At 72.2% G+C, this 16,215-nt stretch carries 11 protein-coding genes; all 11 read left to right on the top strand.

What is annotated here, in order from left to right; translation table 11 throughout:
* The first annotated feature begins 19 nt into the window (after positions 1-19).
* The 11 genes from ACZ42X_RS23735 to ACZ42X_RS23685 all read left to right on the top strand — a co-directional run bounded on the left by ACZ42X_RS23735 (position 20) and on the right by ACZ42X_RS23685 (position 16,212).
* Positions 20-3,205, top strand: coding sequence for a non-ribosomal peptide synthetase (locus tag ACZ42X_RS23735; protein WP_468293556.1), 3,186 nt, complete (start codon positions 20-22; stop codon positions 3,203-3,205).
* An 84-nt stretch (positions 3,206-3,289) separates the two neighbouring features.
* Positions 3,290-4,045, top strand: a complete 756-nt coding sequence (locus ACZ42X_RS23730; RefSeq protein ID WP_468293552.1) for an aspartyl/asparaginyl beta-hydroxylase domain-containing protein — start codon at positions 3,290-3,292, stop codon at positions 4,043-4,045.
* Between the two features lie 49 nt (positions 4,046-4,094).
* A complete protein-coding gene (locus tag ACZ42X_RS23725; protein ID WP_468293549.1) occupies positions 4,095-5,324 on the top strand; it encodes a cytochrome P450 in 1,230 nt (409 codons plus the stop codon).
* Positions 5,321-6,628, top strand: coding sequence for an MFS transporter (locus ACZ42X_RS23720; RefSeq protein WP_468293545.1), 1,308 nt, complete (start codon positions 5,321-5,323; stop codon positions 6,626-6,628). The genes ACZ42X_RS23725 and ACZ42X_RS23720 overlap by 4 nt, the downstream gene beginning before the upstream one ends.
* Positions 6,625-8,130: an AMP-binding protein gene (locus tag ACZ42X_RS23715; RefSeq protein WP_468293543.1), complete on the top strand. Its 1,506-nt coding sequence runs from the start codon at positions 6,625-6,627 to the stop codon at positions 8,128-8,130. Before ACZ42X_RS23720 ends, ACZ42X_RS23715 begins: the two co-directional genes overlap by 4 nt.
* Positions 8,131-8,272: 142 nt before the next feature.
* Positions 8,273-8,479, top strand: a complete 207-nt coding sequence (locus ACZ42X_RS23710; RefSeq protein ID WP_468293540.1) for an MbtH family protein — start codon at positions 8,273-8,275, stop codon at positions 8,477-8,479.
* A 5-nt stretch (positions 8,480-8,484) separates the two neighbouring features.
* Complete coding sequence (locus ACZ42X_RS23705; protein ID WP_468293537.1) at positions 8,485-9,426, top strand: fatty acid desaturase family protein; 942 nt, start codon at positions 8,485-8,487, stop codon at positions 9,424-9,426.
* A 69-nt stretch (positions 9,427-9,495) separates the two neighbouring features.
* Positions 9,496-10,569 (top strand): class I SAM-dependent methyltransferase, encoded by a 1,074-nt coding sequence (locus ACZ42X_RS23700; protein WP_468293534.1) that lies wholly within the window; start codon positions 9,496-9,498, stop codon positions 10,567-10,569.
* A gap of 3 nt (positions 10,570-10,572) precedes the next feature.
* The gene (locus ACZ42X_RS23695) at positions 10,573-13,269 is read left to right on the top strand and encodes an amino acid adenylation domain-containing protein (protein ID WP_468293531.1); all 2,697 of its coding nucleotides are present in this window, start codon (positions 10,573-10,575) and stop codon (positions 13,267-13,269) included.
* 4 nt (positions 13,270-13,273) lie between these two features.
* Entirely contained in the window at positions 13,274-14,563 is a 1,290-nt protein-coding gene (locus ACZ42X_RS23690) for a condensation domain-containing protein (RefSeq protein ID WP_468293528.1), read from the top strand.
* Complete coding sequence (locus tag ACZ42X_RS23685) at positions 14,560-16,212, top strand: condensation domain-containing protein (protein WP_468293525.1); 1,653 nt, start codon at positions 14,560-14,562, stop codon at positions 16,210-16,212. Before ACZ42X_RS23690 ends, ACZ42X_RS23685 begins: the two co-directional genes overlap by 4 nt.
* Positions 16,213-16,215: the final 3 nt, after the last annotated feature.

Below are 16,215 nucleotides of genomic sequence, written 5' to 3'. Positions count from 1 at the left end.
AGTGGTAAGCGTGTTCCCGTTGTCGTTTGCGCAGCAGCGGTTGTGGTTCTTCAACCGGCTCGAGGGGCCGAGCCCGACGTACAACGTCCCGGTGGTGATCCGGATGACCGGGGCGCCGGACGTGGCCGCCCTGGAGGCGGCACTCACCGATGTCGGCGGACGGCACGAGAGCCTGCGGACCGTGTTCGGAGAAGCGGACGGCGAGCCGTACCAGCGCGTCCTGCCCGCCGCCGAGTACGGGCTGGTGCTGGAGCGGCGGGACGTCGACCGGGAGAAGGCCGACACCGTGCTGCGCGAGCTGGCGGAGCGGCCGTTCGACCTGGACGGTGCCGTCCCGCCGGTCCGGGCGCACCTGCTGCGGATCGCCGAGGACGAGCAGGTCCTGGCGCTGGTCCTGCACCACATCGTCTGCGACGGATGGTCGATGACCCCGCTGCTGCGTGACCTCGGCGAGGCGTACGCCGCGCGGACCGAGGGCCGCGCTCCGGTGTGGGAGCCGCTGCCGGTGCGGTACTCCGACTACACCCTGTGGCAGCGTGAGCTGCTGGGCGACGAGGACGACCCGCAGAGCCAGGTCCGCCGGCAGCTCCAGTACTGGCGCGACACCCTGGAGGGACTCCCGGACGAGCTGGACCTGCCCCTGGACCGGCCGCGCCCGGCGGCCGCGAGCTACCGGGGCGAGGAGATCGGCTTCCGGATCGCCCCGGAGACGCACGCCGGGCTCGCGGACATCGCCCGGCAGACCCGCAGCACCCTGTTCATGGTGGCGCAGTCCGCGGTCGCGGCCCTGCTGTCCCGCCTCGGCGCGGGCACGGACATCCCGCTCGGCACGGCCATCGCCGGCCGCACCGACAATGCGCTCGACGACCTCGTCGGCCTCTTCATCAACACCCAGGTGCTGCGCACCGACGTGTCCGGCCGGCCGACGTTCCGGGAACTGGTCGAGCGGGTACGGGAGTCCAGCCTGGAGGCCTACGCCCACCAGGACCTGCCCTTCGAGCGGATCGTGGAGGAGCTCAACCCGGTCCGCACCCGCTCCCGGCACCCCCTCTTCCAGGTCGGTCTCGAACTGCACGGCGGTTCGCTGGCGTTGGCCCTGCCCGGTGTGGACACCCGGGTGGAACTGTTCAAGATGGCGCTGTCGAAGTTCGACCTGTCCTTCGTCCTCGTGGAGCGGAAGGACGCGGACGGCACCCCGCTGGGGATCGACGGCACCCTCGAGTACGCGACGGACCTGTTCGACGGGGACACGGCGGCCGCGCTCGTGGAGCGGTTCGTCCGCTTCCTCGGGCAGCTGGCCGACGACCCGGACGGCGACCTCGCCACCGTCGACATCCTCACCCCGGGCGAGCGCGATCTGCTGCGGCGGTGGACCGAGACCGCCTCGGAACTGCCGGACAAGACCGTCGGCACGATCTTCGAGGAGCAGGCGGCCGCCACGCCCGACGCGCTCGCCCTGGTGGCCGGCGACACCCGGCTCACGTACGCCGAACTCAACCGCTGGGTCAACCGCTTCGCCCACCACCTGCTGGACCTCGGCGTCGCGGCCGACGACGTGGTGGCCGTCGCGCTGCCGCGGACCGCGGAGGCGATCGTCGCCTGGCTCGCGGTCGGCAAGGCGGGCGGCGTCTACACCCCGATCGACCCGCAGAGTCCGGCCGAGCGCATGCGTACGGTCCTCGCCGACGCCCGCCCCGCCGTGCTCGTCACCACCGAGGACATCGCGGCCGGCCTGCGCGCCACCGTGGAGCTGCCCGCCCTGGTCACCGAGCACCGGCAGCAGGACCGGCCGGAGCACGACCCGACCGACGCCGACCGGCCCGTTCCGCTCGGCCTCGACCACGCGGCGTACGTCATCTACACCTCCGGGTCCACCGGCCGCCCCAAGGGCGTGACGGTGCTCCACCGCGCCCTGACCAATCTGTGGCACTTCCACACCGGCGTCACGTTCCCGCGGCCCACGGGCCCCGGGGACCGCAGGAAGGTGTGCCTGTCGGCGTCGCTGGCCTTCGACACGTCCTGGGAGGGCGTGCTGGCCATGATCGCCGGCCATGAGCTGCACCTGCTGGACGAGCTGACCCGCCGCGACCCCGCCCGCATGGTCGACTACATCGTCCGCCACGGGGTCGCCCAGATCGATGTCACCCCGAGCTACGTGCAGCAGCTGCTCGCGGAGGGCCTGCTGGACGGCGACACCCCGCTGCGGACACTGATGCTCGGCGGTGAGGCCGTCGGCGAGACGCTGTGGAGCGAGCTGCGCACCGCCGCACCGCGGACGACCGTCTTCAACTACTACGGCCCGAGCGAGTTCTGCGTCGAGGCGTCCGGCTGCGCGCTGCCCGAGCACGAGACCGCCACCATCGGCCGCCCCGTCCACAACACCCGGGTGCACGTGCTGGACGAGCGGCTCAACCCGGTGCCGCCGGGCGTACTGGGCGAGCTGTACCTCGCCGGCGCGAACCTCGGCCGCGGCTACCTGGGACGTGCCGCGCTGACCGCCGAGCGGTTCGTCGCCGACCCGTACGGCGCGCCGGGCGAGCGCATGTACCGCAGCGGTGATCTGGCCCGCTGGACGACGGACGGCTTCCTGCGCTTCGCCGGACGCGCCGACGACCAGATCAAGCTGCGTGGTTTCCGCATCGAGCTGGGCGAGATCCAGACGGCCGTCGACGCGCACGCCGCGGTGGCCGAGTCCGCGGTGATCGTCCGCGAGGACGTCCCGGGTGACAAGCGCCTGGTGGCGTACGTCGTCCCGGAGAAGGGCCGCACGGTGGACGTGGCGGCGCTGCGCGCCGAACTGGCCCTGGTGCTGCCGGACTACATGCTGCCCGCCGCCTTCGTCCCCCTGGACGCACTGCCGCTGAACCGCAACGCCAAGCTCGACAAGCGCGCCCTGCCGGTTCCGGACTACGGATCGCTGTCGGCGGGCCGGGCCCCGGTCACCGAGCGGGAGAGGGCCGTCGCCGGGCTGTTCGCCGAGATCCTGAAGATGGAGTCGGTGTCCCTGGACGACAACTTCTTCGAGCTGGGCGGGCACTCCCTGCTCGCGACCCGCCTGGTCAACCGGATCCGGACCGTCCTCGGTGCCGAGGCCAACCTGATGAAGCTCTTCGACAACCCCACCGTCGCCGGCGTGGTGGCGAGCCTGGAGCAGGAGCCGGCCGCCGCGGTGGAGCGCCCCAAGCTGGTACGCCGCGCGGTGTGACGCCGACGGTCGCAGGGCGGGTGCCGCGCGGCGGCGCCCGCCCACCGTGCGCGCGGTCCACGTCAGTTCAGACAGGAGAGAGCAGTGACACCGGAGATCGACGACCATTTCGAGGCCCTCAAGGCGCAGTACGGGAGGGACTCGCTCGACCGGGTCGAGGAGATGCTGGAGCCGCGTCGCCGCAGCGACCTGCGCCATCCCCTCCAGCAGGCGGCCAAGTGGGTGCTGCCCGGGATCCCGCAGCAGCCGTGGCACGACCCGTACGCGTACCCGGAGCTGCTGCCCCTGGTCACGGCACTGGAGGAGAACCACGCACGGATCAAGGCGGAACAGGAGTACGCCTGGGCGCAGCGCCGGGCGAGCTTCTCGGACTACGAGCACTACCTGGTCCGCCAGCGGAACTGGCAGGCCCTGTACCTCTACCGCGACGGCGCGCTGGTGGCGGAGTCCGAGCCGCTGGCCCCGACGGCGTACCAGGTGCTCAAGGAGAACGCGGTCGACACGGGCGTGATCTGCCCGCTGCTGGAATCGCACTTCTCGACGCTGCTGCCCGGCGGCGCCATCAAGCCGCACTGCGACCTGTGGAACTTCAGCATCAACCTGCACCTCGCCATCGACATCCCCGAGGGCGCGGGCATCAGGGTGGCCGAGGAGACCCGGACATGGGAGGAGGGCAGGACCCTGCTCTTCGACTACTCCTTCGAGCACGAGGCGTGGAACCACGGGGACCGCACCCGGACCTGCCTGCTCGCCGACCTGTGGCACCCCGACACCACCGTGCCCGAGCGCGCGGCCCTGACCATGCTCATGACCGAGATCCAGAAGATGATGGCCGGCTGAACGCGGCCCTGCCACGATCCGTACACCCGTTTCCTCACAAGGGGCCCCTGTGACGTTGACCCTCTCCGCCAAGGCGGTGCTCGACCAGATCGACCTCGCCGATCCGCAGCTCTTCGCGGACCCGGGGCACCACCGGGTGTTCCGGCTCCTGCGCGACCACGCACCGCTGCACTGGAACCCCGAGCGGTCCGAGCCCGGCTTCTGGTCCGTCACGCGGTACGAGGACTGCCTCGCGGTGCAGAAGGACGGAGCCACCTTCAGCTCGGCCGGCACCAACACGCTGGGCGCGCAGCGCTGGACCGGGGACGAGGGTTCGGGCCGGATGCTCACCCACACCGACGGCCCCCGCCACACCGAGCTGCGGCGGGTGGTCAACCGCGCCTTCACGCCGCGCGCGGTCGCCGCGCTGGAGCCGTACATCCGCTCGGTGATCCGGCAGTCGCTCGACGAGGCCCTGGAGCAGGGCGAGGTCGACTTCGTCGACACCGTCGCGCTGCTGCCGGTCGCCTCGATCGCCGCGCTGCTCGGCGTACCGCGGGAGGACTGGGCGCTGCTGCTCCGCCTGACCACGGCCGCGTTCGGATCCGCCGACCAGGACCTGCAGACCTCGCCGAGCGCCCGCGCCAGTGCCGCCATGGCCCATGCGCAGCTGCTCCTGTACTGCCAGGACCTCATGAGCCAGCGCCGGGTCTCGCCGCGCGAGGACATCGTGACCTCCCTGGTGGAGGCGCAGGACGAGGGGCTGCTGGACGAGGAGGACGCCATGCTCTTCTTCGACCTGCTGCTGCTCGGGGGCAACGAGACCACCCGGCACGGCTCCGTCGGCGCGCTGATCGCCTTCATCGAGCACCCCGAGCAGTGGCAGCGGCTCCGCGAGGACCGCGGCCTGCTGAACACCGCGGTCGGGGAGGTCCTGCGGTACGTGTCGCCGAGCCAGCACGTGCTGCGACGGGCCGAGCGCGACGTGGAACTGCACGGCCGGCGGATCAAGGCCGGCGACGACGTGGCGATCTGGCACTTCTCCGCCAACCGGGACGAGCGCGTGTTCGCGGACCCCGACCGCTTCGACATCGGCCGGACCCACAACCCGCACCTGGCGCTGGGATCCGGTCCGCACTACTGCCTGGGGGCGTCCCTGGCCACCATGGAGCTGCGCCTGTTCCTCGACGAACTGTGCGAGCGGGTGGGCTCCGCCACCATGATCGAGCCGCCGGCGCGGCTCGCGTCCACGGTCATCAGCGGGTTCAAGCACCTGCGCGTCCAGCTGCTCCCCGCATGAGCACGCGAGGAACGGCGTCCGTGACCGCCGCCGACCCGGCCGCGCCCGCCGTCCCGTTGTGGCGCAGCAGGAACTTCCTCCTGCTCTGGGGCGGCCAGACCGTCGGCGAGCTGGGCGCGCGGATCTCCGGCGTCGCGGTGCCGCTGCTGGCGGCCACCACGCTGAACGCCTCCGTCTTCCAGATATCCCTGCTGTCCTTCCTCGGCTGGCTGCCGTACCTGCTCTTCTCGCTCCCCGCCGGGATCGTCGCCGACCGGGTCGACCAGCGGAAGCTGATGATCGTGTGCGACCTGGTGCGCATGGCGCTGATGCTGTCGCTGCCGCTGGCCGCCTTCGTCTGGGAGCTGAGGCTCTGGTACCTGTACCTGGTCGTCGGCGTCAGCGGTGTGTTCACCGTGCTGTTCAACGTGGCGTACAAGAGCATGCTGCCGAGGCTGGCCGGACCGGGGCAGTTGGTCGACGCCAACGCGAAGATCGTGATGAGTCAGGAGTTCGCCGAGCTGATCGGGCCGACCCTCAGCGGTCTGCTGATCGGTCTCGTCGGCACCGCGCGGACCTTCCTCGCCAACGGGGTGGCCTTCCTCGTCAGTGCCGTGACGCTCTTCCTGCTCAGGGAGGCGCCCAAGCCGCCGGCCGCGGAGCCGGCCGACGGCGGCGGGGAGAAGGTGCGGCTGCGGGCCGAGATGAGGGAGGGCCTCGCCTTCGTCCGCAGCCGCCCGATCCTGCTCGCCATCCTGGCCTGCACGGCCACCTCCAACTTCTTCGTCATCGCCAAGAGCTCCATCGAGGTCACGTTCCTCGTACGCGAGCTCCACGCCTCGTCGACGGCGGTCGGTCTCGTCTTCAGCGTGAGCGCCGTCGGCGGGCTGGCCGTGGGCGCCGTGGCGGGCCGGCTCTCCCGCCGGATCGGCACGGCCCGCATCATCTGGGTCGCCATGGCGGTACCGGGCCCGCTGTACGCGCTCATGCCCCTGGCCCGGCCGGGCTGGGGGCTGCTGCTGTACGGCTTCGGCCTCGCCGCGTTCTCCGCCAACGTGGGCCTCTACAACATCGCGGCGACCTCCTACCAGCAGCAGATCACTCCGTCCCACCTGCTCGGGCGGGTCAACGCGGCCTTCATGTGGATCTGCCTCGGCGTCATCCCGATCGGGGCGCTGTTCGGCGGAACCCTCGGGAGTGCGCTGGGCCTGCGCACCGCGCTGTGGATCTGTGTGCTGGGCACCTGGAGCGCCGCGCTCTTCGTCGTTTTCTCACCGCTGCGGACGATGCGGGACATGCCCGCGGAAGGGGCCTCATCCCCGTGAGCACCAAGACACTGCACGCCTGGTTCACCGACAGCGTCCGGCGGGTGCCCGACGCACCCGCACTGACCATCGCCGGGCGGAGCCTCACCTACGCCGAACTGGAGGCGGTCTCCCGGGACGTCGCCGGCCGTGTGTCGGCGGCGGCCCCCCGGGCGGGCCGCGTCGGGCTGCTGGCCTCGCGCAGCGTGGCGGCGTACGCGGGCTATCTCGGCACGCTGCTGGCGGGCGGTACGGTCGTGCCGCTCAACGAGGCCTATCCGGCCGAGCGCAACCGGCGGATCCTCGAACTCGCCGGTCTGGACGTCGTCCTGGCCGACACCGGACAGGACGCCTCGTTCGCCGACGGGACCGGCGTCCCCGTCGTCCACGTCGGCGCCGACGACGTGGCGCGGGCCGTGCGGGAAGGCGGCCCGGCGCACGCCCCCGCGGGAGAGCCGGGCGACCCCGACGACATCGCCTACATCCTGTTCACCTCGGGATCCACCGGCGTGCCCAAGGGCGTGCCGATCCGCCACCGCAATCTCGACGCCTTCCTCCGCCATCACATCGCCCGCTACGACGTGGGGCCCGGCTGCCGGCTCTCGCAGACCTTCGGCCTCACCTTCGACCCGTCGGTGTTCGACATGTTCGTCGCCTGGGGCGGCGGCGCCGCGCTCGTGGTGCCCACCCGCGAGGAGCTCCTCGACCCGGTCTCCTTCGTGGCCGACAACGCGCTCACCCACTGGTACTCCGTGCCGTCGCTCATCTCGCTCGTCCGGATGGGCGGCTCCCTGACGGCGGGCAGCATGCCCTCGCTGCGGCGGAGCCTGTTCGCCGGTGAGCAGCTGACCCTGGACCAGGCGCGGGCCTGGCGGGAGGCGGCACCGGGCAGCACGGTCGAGAACCTGTACGGGCCCACGGAGCTCTCCGTGACCGTGACGGCGTACGAACTGCCGGGCGACCCGGACGACTGGCCGGCCACGTCCAACGGGACGGTGCCCATAGGCACCGTCTACGGGCATCTCGACCACCGGATCGACCCGGGCACGGGCGAGCTCCAGGTACGGGGACCTCAGCGGTTCGCCGGCTACCTCGACCCGGCGGACAACCGGGGCCGCTTCGCCGAGCCCGGTCCCGGCCGGGAGCCGGAGGCGCCCAGCCCGGACGCCTGGTACCGCACCGGGGACCGGGTGGCGGTCGAGGACGGGCAACTCGTCCACCTCGGACGGCTCGACCAGCAGGTCAAGATCATGGGGCAACGGCTGGAGCTGGGGGACGTCGAGTCGGCCGTCCGTACCTGGGGCGGACTGGGGGACGTCGTGGTCGTCGCCGCCCCGGGGGCCTCGGGGGAGTACCGGCTCACCGCGGTGTACAGCGGCGAGGAGGTGCCGCCGGCGGAGATCCGCGCCCGTCTGCGGGCGCACCTGCCCTCCCACATGCTGCCCAAGCGTTTCGTCCACCGCCCCGCGCTGCCGCTCAATGCGAATGGGAAGTTCGACCGCAATGCGTGCAGCCTGTTCTGATCAGCCGTGGCCACGTGCGCCTCGGCGGAAGAGCGGAAAGCGCCTTGCAACTGCCTGCAAGCCACCCCCTGAGGTGCCTCTTGGGGGCGCGCTTTCTCCCTAGCCTTGAACTATTCAAGGTAGTTGCGAGAAAGGGAATGGCATGCCGAATCCGTTCGATGACGAAGAGGGAGTTTTCCTCGTCCTGGTGAACGACGAGGGCCAGCACTCCCTGTGGCCCGCGGCGCGTTCCGTACCGGCCGGCTGGCAGTCGGTGTTCGGGCCCGGATCCCGGCAGCGCTGCCTCGACCACGTCGAGGTGAACTGGACCGACCTGCGGCCGGCGAGCCTGGCCCGGTCGGCCGGGTGACCGAGGTGACGACAGCGATACCGCAGCGCATATTCGAGCGCTCCCGCGTCACCCCGCGCGACCAGGGTGCGTTCGTCGCCAAACTCGGCATCGCCGCGGCGATGGGCGCGGCCGGCGGCGCCCTCGTGCTGACGCAGAATCCTTACGGTGTCGTCGCGGGCGTCCTTATTCTGGGAATTCTCTATACGCACATGGTGGAGCTCCAGCACCAGTGCCTTCACCATTCCGCATTCCTGAAGGTCGGCCTGCACCGGACGGTGGGCCTCGTACTGGGCCTGCCCATGCTGGTCTCGTACAGCCATTACCGCATTCGGCATCTCCAGCACCACCGCTTCCTGGGCACCGATCAGGACACCGAGTTCTTCGGCTTCGACACCCGGCAGCCGCTGACCCCGGCCGTCATGCTCCGGGGCCTGTTCGACTACCAGCGGCTGGGCACGGTGGCCGCCGAGAGCTGGCGCAGCTGGCGCGGCACCTGGCAGTACGACAACGGCCAGGTCTCCGAACGGATCCGCCGCGACAGCATGGCCGAGTACCGGCTGATGGCCGTCCTGGCCGTCGCCGCGGTGGTGGCCTCCGTCGCGGGCCAGGGCGTGCTCGTGCTGGAGCTGTGGGTGGCGCCCCTGCTCCTCGTGGCGACTCCGATGCACTTCCTCGTCGAACTGCCCGAGCACATCAAGTGCGACAACGACACCACCGACGTGCTGCGCAACACCCGGTCGATCACCGGGAGCCGGTTCAGCACGTGGCTGACCAACGGGAACAACCTGCACGTCGAGCACCACGCCGCGATGACCGTGCCGATCAACCGGTTGCGCGAACGCCACGACGAGGTGAAGGAGTTCGCCGCGTTCGTCGACCACAGCTACTGGACCTTCTACCGCGCGGTGCTGCGCGAAGTGCTGGCCAACGCGCGGCGGCACCGCCGCACTCCGGCCGAGGGATAACGGCTCGGGGCACCGCAGCCCACCAGGCCAGGACCAGGACCACAGACCTCAATGAAAGGTAACGCAGCGATGCCCATTGCCCCCGCCAAGGAGGCGTACCCGGCGGACGCCCAGGAGCCCGTGGACCCGCGGGAGTCCCTGAGGACCGTGCGCTATCTGCCGTCCCTGTCGCTCGACGGGTACCGGAAGGACGTCGTCGCCGACAGCCCGCTCCTGCGCTCGGTGGTCGACTTCGGGCGGCCGGGGGCCGAGCTCGCGCTGTCGGTCCTGGAGCGGACGACCACGGAGTTCGACACCGACGAGACGGGCCGCGGCGATTCGTACCGTACGGCGCAGAGGGACGCGTCGGTCCGCTGGACGGGCGCCCGGCAACTGCTGGAGCTGTGTGCCCCGGCGGGACCGGCCGTGGTGCTGGACATCCTCGGCGGGGACGGAACGCTCGCCCGCGCAGCCGACGAGCTGGGCGGCGGCACCGCCTCGCGCATCACCCTGCTGACCTCGGACATCTCCGGGGAAATGATCAAAGAGGCGCTGGCGCAGGGCCTGCCCGCCGTGCGGCAGGCGGCCGACTTCCTCTTCGTGCGCGAGGAGTCGGTGGACGCGGTCCTCCTCGCCTACGGCACCCACCACATCGCACGCCAGGACCGCCCGGCCGCGGTGAGCGAGGCCCTGAGGGCGGTCCGGCCGGGCGGACGCGTCGTCCTCCACGACTTCGACGAGACCAGCCCGATGGCCCGGTTCTTCACGCAGGTGGTCCACCACCGGTCGCCCGGCGGGCACGACTACCCGCACTTCACGCGCGGCGAGCTCGTGCGGCTCTTCGCCGAGGCCGGCACGCCGGCGCGGGTCGTCGACGTGTACGACCCGCTGGTCGTACGGGCCGACTCCGTGGACGGCGCGCGCGAGGCCATGTGCTCCTACGTCGGCGGCATGTACGGGGTCTCCCGGTACTTCGAGGAGCTGGGCGGCGTCCAGGAGGCCTGGAGCCTGCTGGAGGAGGTCTTCGACCACACCGAGTACCTGGCGGGGCTGGGCCGCGCCGGGGACTTCCCCGCGGCTCCGCGGATCCGCGCCTCGAACGGCTCCTTCCTGGCCGAGGTGCCCCGCCTGTCCATCGTCGCCGTCGCGCAGAAGGCGGTCTGAGCCATGGGCCATTCGCATCTCCTGGACCTGCTCGCGGCCTCGCGCACGCTCGGTGACGAACGTCCGGCGATCGTCAGCGCCGACGGTGAACTGGGCTACGGGGCCCTGTGGCGCCGCGTGGACGAGACCGCCGCACTGCTGGCGCGGTCCGGCGTCGGGGCCGGCGACCACGTGGGGCTCTACTTCCCGCGGTCGGCGGACTATGTGACCTCCCTGCTGGCGGCCCTGACCGTGGGCGCGGTCGGTGTGCCGCTCGACCCGGAGTACCCGGCCGAGCGCATCGACCAGATCATCACCGCCGCCGACCCTCGGGTCATCCTGTGCGACGGCACGAGCCGGCACGGCGACCAACTGCTGCGGCCCGGCCGCTGGGTGGATGTCGGCGGGCCGGACGGCGGCGACGCCGGTGCCGGCGCCGATGCCGGTTCCGTGCCCGGTTCCGTACCCGGTTCCGGTTCCGTGTCCCGGCCCGCCGGTACGACCGCGCAGGATCCGGCCCTCATCCTCTTCACCTCCGGATCGACCGGGAAGCCCAAGGGCGTCGTGCTCCAGCACGGCGGCCTGACCAACCGCCTGGCCTGGGGCCACGAGAGGTACGGCATCGCCGCCTCCGACCGGGTCCTGCACAAGGCCTCGATCGCCTTCGACGCCTCCCTGCACGAGATCTTCTCGCCGCTCATCGCGGGCGGCACGCTGGTCATCGCCCCGCCGGGCCTGCAATTCGACAGCCGCGGCCTGATCCGGCTCATCCAGGACGCGGGCATCACCACGGCGCACTTCGTGCCGTCGATGCTCCGGCACGTGCTGGAGGAGGACGAACTGGAGTTCTGCGACGGTCTCCGCCGGGTCTTCTGCGGCGGCGAGGCACTGGACATGGACCTGGTCGGCCGCTTCCGCAAGGCGCTGCCGCTGTGCGACCTGTTCAACCAGTACGGCCCCACCGAGTGCTCGGTCAGTGTCACGTACTGGGACGCCTCCGAGGAGTTCCACGGCGCCATCGCGCCCATCGGCCGCGCGGTCGCCGGAGCAGAGCTCCACGTGCTGTCGGACGACATGACCCCGGTCGCCGACGGGGAGACGGGTGAGCTGTGGATCGGCGGCGTCCCGGTCTCGGCCGGCTACCTGGGCGACGCGGAGCAGACCCGGGAACGCTTCCTGCCCGACCCGTTCGGTCCGGCCGGCCGGATCTACCGCACCGGTGACCTGGTGCGCCGTGCCCCCGCCGGGTACCTGGAGTTCCGCGGGCGCATCGACGACCAGGTGAAGGTCCGGGGCATCCGGGTGGAGCCCGGCGAGGTCGGGGCCGCCCTGCGCCGCCATCCGATGGTGCAGGACGCGGCGGTCGTCGCCGTGCCCGACGAGGACAGCGGTGTGCGCCTGGTCGCCTACGTCGCCGCCAAGCGGAGCCATGCGCCCGTGGTCAACGGGCTCCAGCGCATCCAGCTGCCCGGCGGCCTGGCCATCGCCGCGCCCTCCGCCGACGAGGCGCTCTTCCTCCACCGCCAGATCTTCGAGGAGGACGAGTACTCCCGCTTCGGCGTCCACCTCACCGAGGGCGCCGTGGTCGTCGACGTCGGGGCGAACATCGGGCTGTTCTCCCTGTGGGCACACCGGCAGGCCGACGGGGTCCGGCTGCTCTCGGTGGAGCCCAATCCGGACGTCCTGCCCTTCCTCCGCTCCAACCTCGAACTGAACGCCGTGGCGGGCGAGGTCGTCCCGGTGGCGCTGACGGACCGGGTCGGAAGCGAGGAGCTGACCTCCTTCCCGCAGCTCACCTACCTGTCCGGGCTCGGAGCCGGCCGGGAGCGGGCCGCGGCCGGACTGGTCCGCTCGCACTACCGGAACACGGTCATCGGCGACGGCGACCTGGCGGAGGAGGAGCTGTCCTCCCTCCTCGTGTCCGCCGAGAACCGGCTCGCGGCCACCTCGCACACCGTGGCGACCACCACCCTGTCGGCGCTCTTCGACGAGCGGGGCATCGACCGTGTGGACCTCCTCAAGATCAACACCGAGGGGGCGGAGCTCGAAGTCCTCCGCGGCGTGCGCCCCGAGCACTGGTCCCGCGTCCGCCAGGTGTGCCTGGAGGTCGAGCGCGCCAGCGTCGTCGGAGAGGAGATCACCTCCCTCCTGACCGATGCGGGCTTCGAGGTGAACGAGGTCGACGACTGGTGTGTCGGGACCGACGCCGACGTCACCTACGTCTACGCGACCCGGGGGGCGGACCGCGCCACCCCGGCCCCCGTAACCCCGGCCCCCGTAACCGAGACGCCCATAGCCGAGGCGCCGGAGACGCTGCTGACCGCGCGCGCCGTACGGGCCTACCTGACGAACGCCCTGCCGCCCGCCATGCGCCCCGAGCAGATCGTCTTCCTGGAAGAGCTGCCCCGCCTGCCCAACGGCAAGGTCTCCAAGCACGGCCTCCCCGAGCCTCCCGCGCCGCACCGCTCCTCCGGGCCGGACACGGCGGGCACGGCCGGCACCGCGGACCGGCTGCGCGAGATCTGGCGCCGGATCCTCAAGGTCGACGCGGTCACGGACGACGACGACTTCATCGCCCTCGGCGGGCACTCCCTGATGGCGCTGCGCATCTGCGGCCGCGTCCGCGAGGAGACCGGCATCCGGATGGCGCCGGAGAGCTGCCTGCGTGCCGCCACCTTCGGGGCGTGGCTCGCCGAGGCGACCCGGCCGGCGGGCGTGTGACGCGATGACCCTCACGCTGCGGGCCCACGGACAGCTGTCGGACATGCAGCAGTCCATGCTCGCCCACGAATCCATCGGGGGCCTGCCCCTCTACAACATGCCGCTGTGCTTCGAGATCAGCGGGGCGGTCGACGCCGCGGCCCTCGAAGCGGCGCTGCACCACGTCGTCCGACGGCATCCGGTGCTCCGCTCCACGTACGCGGACGGCCGGGCCGTGCCGCTGCCGGACTCGGCGCCCCTCCCTCCGCTCGACACGGCCATCGAGCGCTGTCCGGAGGGCGGGATCCCGGCCTCCCTGTCCAGGCTCTGGGAACAGCCCATGGACCTGCGCACGCAGGCCCCGGTGCGGGCGAGGCTGGTGTCGGTGTCGCCGGAGCACCACTACCTCGGCCTCTGCGTGCACCATGTCGCCGGTGACAGCTGGTCCCTCGCACTGCTGCTGGAGGAGGTCGGCTCCGCCTACGGCGCCCTGCGCCGCGGCACCGGACCCGAGGCAGGTCCGGCGGCGCCGGACTTCTTCGCGTACGCGGCCGAAGAGCAGAGCCGGAGCTGGGACTCCACCTGGTGGCGGTCCCGGCTGGAGGGCGTACGGCCGCAGTCCCACCCGCGCACGGACCCGCCGGGCCCGGCCGAGCGGGGCACCCTCCTCGAAACGGACCTGGGGCTCGGCGCCGCCGAAACCCGTGGTGTGCGCGAACTGGCCCGCACCGCACGGGTGTCGCCGACCGCCGTGCTGCTGACCGCGGTCAGCGTGGCCGTCGCCGACACCGTGCCCGACGCCGGCGGCGCGGAGCGCACCTCCACGGTCGGGCTGCCGGCCGCGCTGCGGGACACGTACGCGCTCCAGTCGACCATGGGCCCCCTGCTCAACACCCTGCCCGTGCACGGCACATGGCGGGAAGGGGCGTCGAGCGCCGAGCTGGTCCGGGTGCACGCCGAGGCGATGACCGGGGCACTCGCCCACAAGGACGTCCCGTACTCGCGGGTGCTCAAGGCGTCCGGCGTGCGGCGCAGGCCCGGGTCCGCCCCCCTCTTCCTGCACGTGGTCAACGCCGACAACGAGGCGCCGCGACTGCGCCTCTCGGGGGTGCGCACCGTGCTGCGGCCCGTCACCCCGAAGTGGGCCATCTTCCCCGCGCAGTGGGAGTTCAGTTGGAAGGCGGTCGGGAACATCCGCGGAGTCCTCCAGGTCTCGGCGGACGTCTTCACCGCGGAACAGGCAACGGACTGCGTCGGCAGGTTCCGTTCGAGCCTCACGCGTCTGCTGGGCTCGGAAACGAAGGGTTTCTCGTGAGTTCGTCGCCCCCCACCGTATGCGCCCCCGTCGTCGAGGGCCCTCTCGAAGAGGTCCTGAGCGGCCTGTTCGCCGAGGTGCTCGACCTCCCGCGGGTCGGAGTCGACGAGGACTTCTTCGGCCTCGACGGCGACTCCCTGACCGCCATGCGGCTGATCAGCAGGATCCGGGCGGTGCTCGGACTGGAGCTGAACATCCGCACCATGTTCACCGCCCCGACGGTGCGCGGCGTCGCCCGCGCCCTGGCCGAGGCGGCGGCCGGGGCGCGCGAGGCGTCGCGGCCGGGCACCGGGCCGGTGAAGGCCGACCGCCCGGAGCGGGTCCCGCTGTCCTCCACCCAGGAGGGGCTCTGGTACCTGTCGCTGCTCCAGGGGCCCAGCCCCACGTACAACATGCCCCTCACCGTACGGCTGACGGGCAGCGTCGACGCCGCGGCGCTGGAGGCGGCACTCGGCGACGTGGTGGAGCGCCACGAGTCCCTGCGTACCGTGTACCCGGAAGACCTCGGGGTGCCCTACCAGAAGGTGCTGGCACCCGAGGAGGCACGGCCGGCGCTGCGCCGGGTGTCGTGCGAGCGGGCCGGCCTGGACGCGGCCGTGGCCGACGCGGCGCGGGACGTCTTCGACATCACCGCCGAGGCGCCCCTGCGGACGTGGCTGTTCACCGCCCGGGACGACCCCGCCGAGCACGCCCTGCTGCTGCTCATGCACCACATCGCCGGCGACGGCTGGTCCCTTCGCCCCCTGATGCGGGACCTCACCGAGGCGTACCGCGCCCGGCTCGAGGGGGCGGCCCCCGGGTGGGAGCCGCTGCCCGTGCAGTACGCGGACTACACCCTGTGGCAGCGCGACTCGCTGGGCGAGGAGAAGGACCCCGCGAGCCTCCTCTCGCGGCAGGTCGCCTACTGGCGGCGCGCACTCGACGGACTCCCGGAGCGCCTGGACCTGCCGGCGGACCGGCCGCGCCCGGCCGTCGCGAGCCACCACGGCGCCGCCGTGGACGTCGTCATCGGCCCCGCGGTGCACGAGCGGCTGGCGCGGCTGGCCCAGGCGCGCGGCGCCACCCTCTTCATGGTCCTCCAGGCGGCGCTGGCGCTGGTGCTGACCCGTTCCGGAGCCGGTGAGGACATACCGATCGGCACGCCGGTCGCGGGCCGCTCCGACGACTCCCTCGACGGCGTGGTCGGGTTCTTCGTGAACATGCTGGTCCTGCGGACGGACACCTCGGGGAACCCGACGTTCGGCGAGCTGCTGGAGCGGGTGCGCGTGACGGACCTGGAGGCGTACGCACACCAGGAGATCCCCTTCGACCGGCTGGTGGAGGCGCTGAACCCGAAGCGCTCGGCGGCCCATCACCCGCTGTTCCAGGTGGCCCTGGGCTTCGGCGGCCGCGGTTCGGCCGCCCTCCGGGCCCCGGGGCTCCGGGGCACCGCCGGGCTGGCGCCCACGCCCGTGGCCAAGTTCGACCTCGGCCTCTACCTGGACGAGGTGCCGGGCGACGACGGATCCCCGCAGGGCGTCGCCGGGGTGCTCGAGTACGCGACGGACCAGTTCGACCGGGCCACGGCCGAAGCGCTGGCAGCGGACCTGGTGCGGCTGCTGACGCGGGTCGCCGAGGACCCGGACGCCCCGGTGGGCACGGAGGGATAGGAC

The sequence above is a fragment of the Streptomyces sp. NPDC030862 genome (assembly GCF_055571835.1).
This window is presented reverse-complemented; position numbering and strand designations above follow the sequence as displayed.

What these genes read in the sequence shown, in the direction of transcription:
- ACZ42X_RS23720 (WP_468293545.1), top strand. Translation starts at nt 5,321, where the DNA reads ATGAGCACGCGAGGAACGGCGTCCGTGACCGCCGCCGACCCGGCCGCG.
- ACZ42X_RS23710 (WP_468293540.1), top strand. Translation starts at nt 8,273, where the DNA reads ATGCCGAATCCGTTCGATGACGAAGAGGGAGTTTTCCTCGTCCTGGTG.
- ACZ42X_RS23700 (WP_468293534.1), top strand. Translation starts at nt 9,496, where the DNA reads ATGCCCATTGCCCCCGCCAAGGAGGCGTACCCGGCGGACGCCCAGGAG.
- ACZ42X_RS23695 (WP_468293531.1), top strand. Translation starts at nt 10,573, where the DNA reads ATGGGCCATTCGCATCTCCTGGACCTGCTCGCGGCCTCGCGCACGCTC.
- ACZ42X_RS23690 (WP_468293528.1), top strand. Translation starts at nt 13,274, where the DNA reads ATGACCCTCACGCTGCGGGCCCACGGACAGCTGTCGGACATGCAGCAG.